The sequence below is a fragment of the Coleofasciculus sp. C1-SOL-03 genome, from assembly GCF_040220555.1.
Classification (GTDB): domain Bacteria; phylum Cyanobacteriota; class Cyanobacteriia; order Cyanobacteriales; family Coleofasciculaceae; genus Coleofasciculus.
This window is the reverse complement of record NZ_JAVJUO010000108.1, coordinates 1-10,631: the sequence shown is the minus strand read 5'-3', so window position 1 is coordinate 10,631 and position 10,631 is coordinate 1. Positions and strand designations below refer to the sequence as shown.

9 protein-coding genes and 1 pseudogene are annotated in these 10,631 nt (G+C 45.6%); 9 read left to right on the top strand and 1 reads right to left on the bottom strand.

Annotated elements, in window-relative coordinates:
- Positions 1–331 precede the first annotated feature (331 nt).
- Entirely contained in the window at positions 332–2,107 is a 1,776-nt protein-coding gene (locus RIE73_RS17690; RefSeq protein ID WP_446402425.1) for an asparagine synthetase B family protein, read from the top strand.
- 307 nt (positions 2,108–2,414) lie between these two features.
- A pseudogene (locus tag RIE73_RS17685) lies at positions 2,415–2,555 on the top strand (pentapeptide repeat-containing protein); the annotation flags it as partial.
- Positions 2,556–2,690: 135 nt separating this feature from the next.
- Here RIE73_RS17685 and RIE73_RS17680 read toward each other — a convergent pair.
- A complete protein-coding gene (locus RIE73_RS17680; protein WP_446402427.1) occupies positions 2,691–3,011 on the bottom strand; it encodes a hypothetical protein in 321 nt (106 codons plus the stop codon).
- 78 nt (positions 3,012–3,089) lie between these two features.
- On the opposite strand from RIE73_RS17680, the gene RIE73_RS17675 reads away from it, so the two are divergent.
- From RIE73_RS17675 to RIE73_RS17645, 7 genes are all read left to right on the top strand, one after another.
- On the top strand, positions 3,090–4,526 hold the full coding sequence (locus tag RIE73_RS17675) for a pentapeptide repeat-containing protein (protein WP_446402426.1): 1,437 nt from the start codon (positions 3,090–3,092) through the stop codon (positions 4,524–4,526).
- Positions 4,527–4,816: 290 nt separating this feature from the next.
- Positions 4,817–5,992, top strand: coding sequence for a diaminopimelate decarboxylase family protein (locus tag RIE73_RS17670; protein WP_446402424.1), 1,176 nt, complete (start codon positions 4,817–4,819; stop codon positions 5,990–5,992).
- Positions 5,993–6,362: 370 nt separating this feature from the next.
- On the top strand, positions 6,363–7,709 hold the full coding sequence (locus tag RIE73_RS17665) for a hypothetical protein (protein ID WP_446402423.1): 1,347 nt from the start codon (positions 6,363–6,365) through the stop codon (positions 7,707–7,709).
- A 69-nt stretch (positions 7,710–7,778) separates the two neighbouring features.
- A complete protein-coding gene (locus RIE73_RS17660; RefSeq protein WP_446402422.1) occupies positions 7,779–8,018 on the top strand; it encodes a hypothetical protein in 240 nt (79 codons plus the stop codon).
- A 187-nt stretch (positions 8,019–8,205) separates the two neighbouring features.
- The gene (locus RIE73_RS17655) at positions 8,206–8,604 is read left to right on the top strand and encodes a hypothetical protein (protein ID WP_446402421.1); all 399 of its coding nucleotides are present in this window, start codon (positions 8,206–8,208) and stop codon (positions 8,602–8,604) included.
- 205 nt (positions 8,605–8,809) lie between these two features.
- Entirely contained in the window at positions 8,810–10,225 is a 1,416-nt protein-coding gene (gene gndA, locus RIE73_RS17650; protein ID WP_446402420.1) for an NADP-dependent phosphogluconate dehydrogenase, read from the top strand.
- A 224-nt stretch (positions 10,226–10,449) separates the two neighbouring features.
- Positions 10,450–10,631 (top strand): hypothetical protein (locus RIE73_RS17645; protein ID WP_446402419.1); only part of this gene is annotated, 182 nt, incomplete at its 3' end.

Here is a 10,631-nt window from a genome sequence, read left to right as displayed (position 1 = left end):
GGAAAATAGGGCGTTTCGGCTTTTAGAAGTGAGTTTGACCGAACCTAATTTTGTACGGTTTTTCCTCCTTGTCTTCTTTCCTTCCTTGTCCTCCTTGTCTTGTCCCCACCCTAAAATAAAAAACCTACACCTGTCAGGGGGTTGGGGTGGGGTCAGATCAAGGTATTGCTTTCTTTTTTCGCTTAAGTTGACACCAATGCACGTCACCGCGCCCCTACAGTGTCTGGATGGAATGCTAATTAATCTTGCTGAGGTGTGCCACACTACTACGGTATATTAAAGTGCGTATTTCAGCGTCATTGAACTTAAATTAATTCAAGATTCAATTATTGTGAGTAATCCCTATCAATTTATCGGCTATTGGGGTATAGAGTCACCCGATAAACTTGAAGCGATGTTAACCAAAGTTCTCGTCGCCGCGACAGATTTAGAAACATCAACCCCATTGAAATATCCCCTCAACAAAGTCCCTGTCAAGGGTAGGTTAAATTGGCGGGTTGGTTATATTGGCAGTAATCCGACTAACTCCTTCACCAATGAAGCGGGACTCATCGCCGCGTTATCCGCTTCTGGTTTTCATGATTCAGCCGATGCTTGGGTTAAGGTGGAAAATAACTGCCTAATTTTAGGACGCGAACCTTTTGGACGTGTCCCTCTCTATTGGACAAAACAGGGAAAGGTTATCTGGTTTGCGTCTAAGTTGCAGCTATTATTACCCCTGCTTAAAACACCAGAGGTGAATAATCATGGGTTGTATTGCTATAGCTGCTTTTCTTATGTTCCCACACCGTTGACGCCAGTCTCTACTATTTTTTCCGTAGCGGCTGGAACTCTAGAAACATGGCAAATTACTGCTCAATCAGATTTAACCCATAGCACTCACCGTTATTATCAATGGCAATCCGCCTCAGAACTGATTCACGATGAAGCTGAAGCCATCTCCCAACTGCAAATCCTGTTAAAAAATGCCGTACATCGACAACTGGAAAATTTGCCTAGTGAACCCGTTGGCGTTTTTCTGTCTGGCGGGTTAGATTCATCTACAATCGCCGCCTTATTAGTGCAAGCGGGAGTAAAGGTTAAAGCCTATACCTTAGATTTTGGGTTAGCGGGTGTCTCGGAATTGCCCTATGCTGAACAAGTTGCTGACTATCTGAAGATTCCCCTAGTTAAAGTTGATGCGACACCTCGTCGGATTAAGCAAGCGATTCAAGCGACAGCGACGGCGTTAGATTTACCCTTTGGTGATGGGGTAACGGTTCCCTTATATCTGTTATGTCAAGCGGCGAGTCAAGATACAGAGGTTATTTTTAATGGAGAAGGGGGCGACCAACTTTTTGCGGGATGGACAAATAAACCGCTAATTGCGGCTGGTGTTTATAATCAAGAACATCCCAACGGAAATACAGAGTTTACCCAACAGTATTTACGAACGTTTCACCGTCTCTGGGGATATGAGGAGCGGGTATTTCAGAATCAGATAAACCAGGCGTTATCAGTACACCCGGAACAATGTTTGGCAGAGGCTTTAGACGCTAAGTTTACCACGACTCTTTTAGACCGATTGCGTCGGGCGACGTTAATGTTAAAAGGCGCACAAAACATCCACCCACGGGCGACTAACTTAGCATTCTCTCATGGATTGTGGGTGCGATCGCCTTTTTGTGACATTCCGTTATCGGAGTGGACGTTTCAGATACCGGGGGAGTTCTACCTGCGGGGTGCTTGTGAAAAATATATCCTCAAACGTGCGGTGGAATCTTGGTTACCGCCAGAGGTGGTGTGGCGGGAAAAACGGGGGATGGGAGTGCCGTTAACGGCGTGGTGTTTCAATGAGTTATGGTCTGAGGTAGGATATTGGTTAAATTCGGGTATTTTAGCAGCCGAAGGACGATGGCAACCGCAGTTACCATTAAAACTGATTAAAGGGGAATTTAGCGCCTATTTGCGAGGGCGACGAGTGGGTGAGATTCTCTGGTTATTGTTGATGTGGCAAGTTTGGCGCAGGAGGGTGTTAAATGAGGCAGTATCTGGGTATTCTGGGTTACATCCGTTTTGGTTACCGTCTCGGTTTTGGCAATGGTATTGGAAATTACAGGATGAATGATGAATTATGAATTGCCTATTGTCTGTTTCTCTAGAAGGGCGGGTTTAGTTAAGTTATCGGTTGTGTCTAAAATGGTATCGGTAAAACCCGCCCCTACACCATGGCTTTAGACGCGCCATGGCATATATTTATACCTCACACGGTCAGAGTCTGTCATTCTGAACGAAGCGATAGCGGAGTGAAGAATCTCACCAGATGCTTCGCTGCACTTTGTTTCATTGAGTATGACAAAAGCTCAGGTTGTGACCACGAGTATATATTGCTTTCACCCTTGATTCCCTGTTCCCCGTTCCCTGTTCCCTGAAAAATGAAAGCCAGTGAAGTTTTGAATCTGTACGCTGCTGGGAGACGTGATTTTAGTGGCGAAAATTTGAGAGGTCAATCGTTTAAAGGAAAAGACCTCTCAGGGGTAGATTTTAGTGAGGCGGATATCCGAGGGGCAAATTTTACTGAGGCTAAGTTGACAGGGGCGAACTTTAGCGGCGCTAAGGCTGGATTACAAAAGCGTTGGGCGACAGTTTTGGTTGTCAGCTCATGGATACTTGCGGGGATATCAGGATTTTTGTCAATACTCCTTGGTGTTTTAGTCGTGTTTATTTTTAACACTGGTAATACCGAGAACATGATTATGGGCTGGGTAAGTTTGATAATCCTGGCAATCTTGTTTGTTGTCATGCTCCGCAAAGGTTTTGTCGCGGTCGCGGTCGCTGAAGCTGGAGCTGTCGCGGTCGCTTTCGCTGTCGCGGTCGCTGAAGCTGGAGCTGTCGCTTTCGCGGTCGCTTTCGCGGTCGCTTTCGCTGTCGCTGTCGCTGTCGCTGTCGCTTTCGCGGTCGCTGTCGGTTTCGCTGAAGCTAGAGCTGGAGCTGAAACTGAAGCTGTCGCGGTCTTTCTCACTGTCACTCACGCTGGAGTTGCCGCGGTCGCTTTCGCGGTCACTTTCGCTGAAGCTGGAGCGGTCGCTGTCGCTTTCGCTTTCGCTGTCATGCTCTTGAGCCCTTACATTGGCTGGCGAGCCATCCAGGGAGATGAAAGAGATGCTTGGATTCGCACAGTCGCCATCGCCTTTGCGGCTACAGGCGGTACTAACTTTCGCCGTGCTGACTTAACCGATGCGGACTTCACATCTGCCACACTCAAAAGTACCGACATGAGAAAGGCAACACTTACTCGTACTTGCTTTTATCAAACCCAAAAACTCGATCGCGTTCGCCTTGGCATCACTTATATTAAAGATGCTCAGGTGCGACAATTATTAATTACCCGACAGGGACAAGCTCAAACCTTTGACCGCAAAAACCTGCGCGGTGTCAACTTACAAGGCGCAAACTTAGCCGATGCTAGTTTTATCGGCGCTGATTTAAGCCAAGCCAACTTGCAAGATACTGACTTATCCAGAGCCAAACTCGTCCAAACCCAACTCGACTACACCGACTTAACCGGAGCCACATTAACAGGTGCTTGTATTGAAGATTGGGGGATTACTCCAGAAACCCAACTCAATGGTGTTCAATGTGAGTATGTCTTCATGCGCCTAGCCGATAACCTTGACCCCAATCCCCGCCGCAAACCGGATGATTGGAACAAAAACTTTGAAGATGGCGAATTTTCCGACTTCATCGCGCCCATGGTACAAACCCTTGACCTTTATCATAACCAAGTGGATGACCCGCGTTTAATTGCCATGGCGTTCCAACAGCTTACCGAAACCCATCCTGACGCTGAACTGGATATTGTTTCGATTGAAAAACGGGGAAAGCATCGCGATAAAGTGTTAATTCGCGCGGAAACGTCACCTCAAGCAAACCATTCTGAACTGCATCATGACTATTTCACTACTTATAATGAATTGCAAGCCTTGTCCCCGGCGGCGCTACAACAACTTTTAGCGGAGAAAGATGGACAAGTTAAGAGGCTGACAGGTTTACTGGAAGCAGCAATTAAGCGTCTGAGTATTTCTGCCCAAACTTATAATAATCAAGGAGATACGATGTCTGAAAGTAAAGGGAATATCAGCATAACCAGTGGAGATGGTAGTAAAATCAGTGGACTTGCAGGCGCAGGGGAAAGTATAACGGGTTCAGCCATTGGTGAAATTAGCGGTACTGTTAGTGTTGCCATCAATGAGTTACCGGAGTCTCCCGAACCGGATAAACCGGGAATTAAAGAACTGCTAGCGCAACTGCAAGCCGCGATTGAAGCGGAAGCGCATTTAGATGAAGACGATAAGGCGGAGGCGTTAGAACAGGTGAAAATGTTAGCCGAAGCCGGACAAAATCCCCAGGAAAAAGGGAATCAGAAAATGGCGAAACGAGCCACAACGATGTTGAAAGGAATTATTGTCGGATTACCGACGGCGGCGACATTGTTTGAAGCGTGGAATAAGGTGCAGCCGTTGATTACAAAATCATTCGGGTTGTGAAAAACCTAACCCCCCAGCCCCCTTCCCACCCCTCTCGTTCTCCCCTACAAGGGGAAGCCGGAAGTCAGTCGATTTTATGTAGGATGAGCAAGAGTTATAAACCTTTTTCATGGATTAAAATTGTAGGGGCGCACTGACGTGCGCCCACCACCGATGTGCGCCCAGAAAACCCATAACATCTATTCTATTTGAACGGTGTCACATCGCCATCCTGGGTTAAGCTTTAGCCATGGTGCGTTACGCTGCGCTAACGCACCCTACAAACGCCTTTCAAATATCACCAATGACCAATGACAAATGACCAAGAATTACTGAATATCTACGGTTCACCCCTCTACGTGTATCAAGGCGATCGCATACGGGATACAATTCGTTATATCTCTTACGCTGTCCCCTATCCGCGCACTCGGTTCCAGTTTGCCAGTGTGACGAATGGTAATATCTCGTTGCTGCAAATCTTCCAAAAGCAGGGGTGGGGACTCCACGCCAATACACCCGGAGATATCTATTTAGGTTTAAAAGCGGGATTTGCCCCAGATAACATTGTTTATAGTGGCAGTAATTTGAATCATGCAGAAATGGAGCAAGTTCTCCACTGGGGAATTACGGTGTTAAATTTAGATAGTATCTCCCAATTGGATTTATGCTGTCACGTTTATCAGACTTTAACCCCTAAATTACCCCGATTAAACTTAGGATTACGCTTAAATGTACCCGAATTAACCGGAGATAGCCGCATTGGAGTTAGACCCGAAGAATTCCCCGATGCGCTGAAAACTACCCAATCGGCGGGATTACACCTCAAGGGTATCCATTTCTATCGCGGAACCGGGACAAATGCCACCAAAGCCTTTACCCAAGTGATTGATTCCTTATGCGAGATTGGTCAACAATTACCCGATTGGAACTATTTAGACTTTGGCGGTGGATTTGGTTATCCCTACCAGGGAAATGGCGTCGCTTTTGATTGGCAAGGATTTGGTCAGGCGATAACTCAGAAGCTAGAGACAATCGGCAGACCTATCAACTTAATTATAGAACCCGGACGTGCCGCGATCGCAGGATGTGCGTCCTTGTTGGCAAAAGTCGTTTCAGTTAAGTGGCAAAACGGCAAACAAATTGTCGGTGTCGATACCACTGTGGCGAATTTATCCGTTCCTTCGGTACATGGTAGCTATCGAAAAATTGTCAGTTTTACCCATAACCAGGGTGAACAGTATCCCACCGATGTGTGTGGAAATACAACTTATTCACGGGATTACTTAGGGCGCAACTGTCAACTCCCAGCGTTAAAGATTGGAGATGTTATCGCGATTCTCGACAGCGGTGCTTACGGATACGCCATGTCGTCCCATTTCTTACACCGTCCGCGTCCGGCTGAAGTGTTAGTCGAACAGGGAACTCATCGATTAATCAGAAAACGGGAAGATTATAGTGTTTTGTTAAATAATCAGGTATTTACTTAGTTGTCAAGGTTCGTAGGGGCGCACTGACGTGCGCCCTGCACCTGACTTTACCTGACCTGCGTCTAGAAAATCAGTTATGATACCAAATCTGTTAGGGGGATAATTATGTTTTTTCAACGCAGAGGTACGCAGAGGATGGCGCAGAGGTACGCAGAGTAATTGGGAGTATTTGAGTGAACGCTTTCGCGACTTATAGAAATAATACCTAATACTATGAAATCTATTGTGCGCTCAAAATAAGGGGTTTTAAGTTTAATTATGTGAATTTGTAAATCAATGCGTAATTAATCTAATCTTAAACTCGCGATGGTTATCTAGGTTAGGCGAAATGAAGGATGTTAATCAAGGATAGTATGGAGAGAAGTGGATTATGAAATGCATTCAATGTCAAACTGATAATAATCTCAAAGAGCGGACTGAACATCAGGGGCGGTGCAAAAACTGCGGTCATCCCTTTGCCTTTGAGCCGACAAGTATGACAGAGATTAGGTTTACTGACCCGTTTTTTGCTAAGGTAATATCTGATATTTCAGCAGATGGAACTCTATTTTTTACCTCCAAACAATTTTTATATGTTTTAGAAAAAAGATTAAAATTAACCCCTGAACCTGGTTGTCTGGATTCTCTTGTTTCGATCATTACTTTCTTCAGTTTCTTGTTTTCTTTTCTTTCTTTGATTATAATTATTAACCTAACGAGTATGTATATCACTCAAGAAGACAACCAGGCAAGAGCAGCTATACACATATTCTGTATTCCAATTTTTATAGCATTAATATGTTCAATATTTAATCAATACAAATCAACTAAGTCTCAATATAAGAGTTTTATGGAGCGTCAAAAAAATGCTGTTGGTTTACAACGGTTAGGCATTATAACTCTCTTGATTGGGATGATTATTAGCCTGTTTATTTTAGATTCATTCATTATTTTTTCAAGTAGCGTTATTTTAGGAATGTTATCACTGTACTTAGGAAAGCGACAGTTAGGACGGCAAAGGAAAATACCGAAATCTTTCTCAATCATTCCCAACCAGTTTGAAGAGTGGCTAAATCGCTGGACAGAAGTAAATGGTTCACTAGAAAAAATGCTTCCCCCTCCCCGCCAAGAGAATACCGAAGCTGAAATCAGTCCAGACATCAGCGCTTATAGTTTTGACCGAGTTATAATTTGTGATAATGCAGCAATCGCTCAACTGCTAATTGCCAATAACTTCCACTTTGAAAATAACTGTGCTGTTCTGAGTATCAACGGATATCCTCAACCCATCTTCAGAACAGTTCTCCAAATGCTAAAACGCAACCCTCAATTAAAAGTATATGCCCTCCATGACGCTAGTCCGCGCGGCGTCCGATTAGTTCACCACCTACAAACCAGTCAAAATTGGTTTGCCGATAGTACCGTAAAAATTTATGATTTAGGATTACTTCCTCGTCAGATATTAACCAGCAAACGCCCCCTCTTTATCCGAGCATCAGCAGAATCCGGTCAACAAGCCAAACAACTATCTCCACAGATACGGCAAAATTTGTCAGCCGATGAAATAGAATGGCTAGAATTAGGCAACTTTGTCGAACTCGAATCCTTCACCCCTCGCCGATTATTACAGTCTGTGACTCAAGGAATAAGAAGAAGTCTGACTCTAGATATTGACAGTCGTGAAGATGACACCGCCAGCAGCGATATTTATGTCTTTTACGAAGAAAGTTTTGGCTAAACTAAAAGACTACCACTCTTAAATAGTCGCAGTCTTTTTATTCAATCCTCCCCAGAATCAGCAGCACAGGTGAGACAATTAGGGGTAGAGGTACGGCGAGAGTTATTGGCTGAGGAATTAGAGTGGTTAAAATCCGGTAATTTTGTCGAGTTGGAATCGTTTACACCGCAACGGCTGTTACAGATAGTGACTCAAGGAATTAGCCGGAGTCAGATTAGCACAGGGGGGAGAGATTCAGTATTTATAGACGTTGAGAGTGAGAGTAGTAGTAGTGATGTTTATTTGCTTGCATCCGACAGTTTTGGTTGAAAATTATCAGTGGGTGGACACAATTAAAGTTAACGGTTGAGATGAGGGAATAGGCAACAGGCAACAGGCAACGCCTGAATACACAATTTAAATGGGTCTTAACTTAACTAGACCAGCGCTTTAGCCCCACGTCTCCCTATCTACCGTTTAACATATAAGAACGGGAGTCTCTTCGGAAGACATCAACGTGAAGCGAATCATCCTTTTACTGCAAGTTCTCACTTCAGTTACGGTAATCACGGTCAATAGTATCGTGCTGTACCAGTTTCTGCATCGCTCTGGTTGTATAGCCTTGAAATTCGACTTCAAAGACGCCACTCGCTTCAAAGATACAGCCGTTGAGTTTGGCGATTGTGTCAAACGAGCGGTTCACAACCAAGAGGTTCCCAAAAAAGAAATTCCCACGACTGAATCGCCTCCCCCCGCCGAATCATCTCCTGTGGTTCAACCTGTACCTGTGGTGGAAGAATCTCCTGGGATTACACCATCTCCCGTGGAAACATCACCCATCCCCCAACCCTCTCCTACCGTGTCCCCGCCTAAGGTTGAACCGTCTGCGACTCCTCAAACTTCACCCTCGAATTAGGGTCTGCTGAATAAGTCTTGTGGTGGGGTAGGAAGCTGGGGAAGCTGGGAGAGCTGGGGAAGCAATGAACCCGGTTTGAGGTTTTATGTACTCTAGTTGGGGCATACTCATAATGCAAAGTTTACAAGATGCCGCCGCAGAGCAGGCTACCCTGTAGGGGAAATAAACACGATTACACGTTCAATTAGATTCTGACGAGAGATATATGACACAACCAAGCTTCGGAGTCATCGGTCTAGCTGTGATGGGGGAAAACCTGGCACTCAATGTGGAAAGTCGCGGGTTTCCGGTGGCGGTGTATAACCGGACTAGCTCCAAAACGGAAGAGTTTATGGCAAAACGTGCCTCGGATAAAAACGTCACCGCTGCTTATTCCCTGGAAGAGTTTGTCAAAACCTTGGCACGTCCCCGCAAAATCTTGGTTATGGTTAAAGCTGGGAAACCGGTTGATATTGTCATCGATCAACTGAAACCTCTGCTTGAACCCGGAGATATGATTATCGATGGCGGGAACTCCCTCTACGAAGAAACCGAACGCCGTACTAAAGACTTAGAAGCCACCGGACTCGGTTTTGTCGGGATGGGGGTCAGTGGTGGCGAAGAAGGAGCGCTCCATGGTCCTAGCTTGATGCCGGGAGGCACGGATACGGCGTATCAAGAGTTAGAACCGATTTTGACCAAAATTGCGGCTCAGGTGGATGATGGACCCTGTGTCACCTATATTGGTCCTGGGGGTGCAGGTCATTATGTGAAGATGGTGCATAACGGGATTGAGTATGGCGATATGCAGCTCATTGCCGAAGCTTATGATTTGCTCAAACATGGCTTAGGATTGGATCACAAGCAGCTTCATCAGGTGTTTACCGAATGGAATACAACCGATGAGCTAAATTCCTTTTTAATTGAAATTACGGCGGATATCTTTAAGTACATTGACCCAGAGACGAATCAGCCTCTGGTTGATTTAATTCTGGATTCTGCTGGACAAAAGGGAACCGGACGCTGGACTGTGGTGAGTTCTCTGGAATTGGGTGTACCGATTCCCACGATTTATGCAGCGGTGAATGCGCGGGTGATTTCGTCCTATAAACAGGAACGAGTGGCGGCGGCGAAGGAGTTGATCGGGACGACGGGTCAGTATGATGGAGATAGCCAAGCGTTTATCAATAAAGTCCGTGACGCGCTTTATTGCTCAAAAATGTGTTCCTATGCTCAAGGCATGGCATTGTTGGGTAAGGCTTCGGAGGAGTTTAATTACAACCTGAATTTGGCAGAAACTGCCCGGATTTGGAAAGGGGGTTGTATTATTCGGGCAGGATTCCTGGATAAGATCAAAAATGCCTTCAATGAGAATCCGAAATTGCCGAATTTATTATTGGCGCCGGAATTTAAGCAAACGATTCTGGATCGCCAAGATGCATGGCGGGACGTGCTGGTGGCTTCTAATCAGTTAGGAATCCCGGTTCCAGCGTTTAGTGCGTCCTTGGATTACTTCGACAGCTATCGGCGCGATCGCTTACCGCAAAACTTGACCCAGGCACAGCGCGACTACTTTGGCGCTCATACCTATCAGCGAACTGACAAGGAAGGCGTTTTCCATACCGAATGGGCGCAGTCATAGAGATATGATCCGCGTCGGTTAAAACTGATAGCTTGCACCATTTTTAGTCAGCCCCGACAGCCGCCCGGAGCCCGGAGTTCAAACTCCGGGCTAATAGCTTAAGTCCATTAAAATGGACTAATACAGCGCTTTTCAATTAGGTGAGGTACACAGACAGACTGGAATTCTTTTGTAGTCGTCTTTAGACGACTTGAACTTTTAGCCTTGGGTTTAAACCCAAGGCTGTGTTTTTTGACTTACACGACTGGATAACTAGATGGTTATCTCCATCTGAGATGCGGCAAGGGGACTCCCGTTATACCCGAAGCGGGTTAGCGGGAGGGGAATTGCCGCCAACTAATAAATTGTCCGATAGGGCATCAAAAGAAGTGAAGATTGATATTCATAACCGTCAGCCTTATGAATG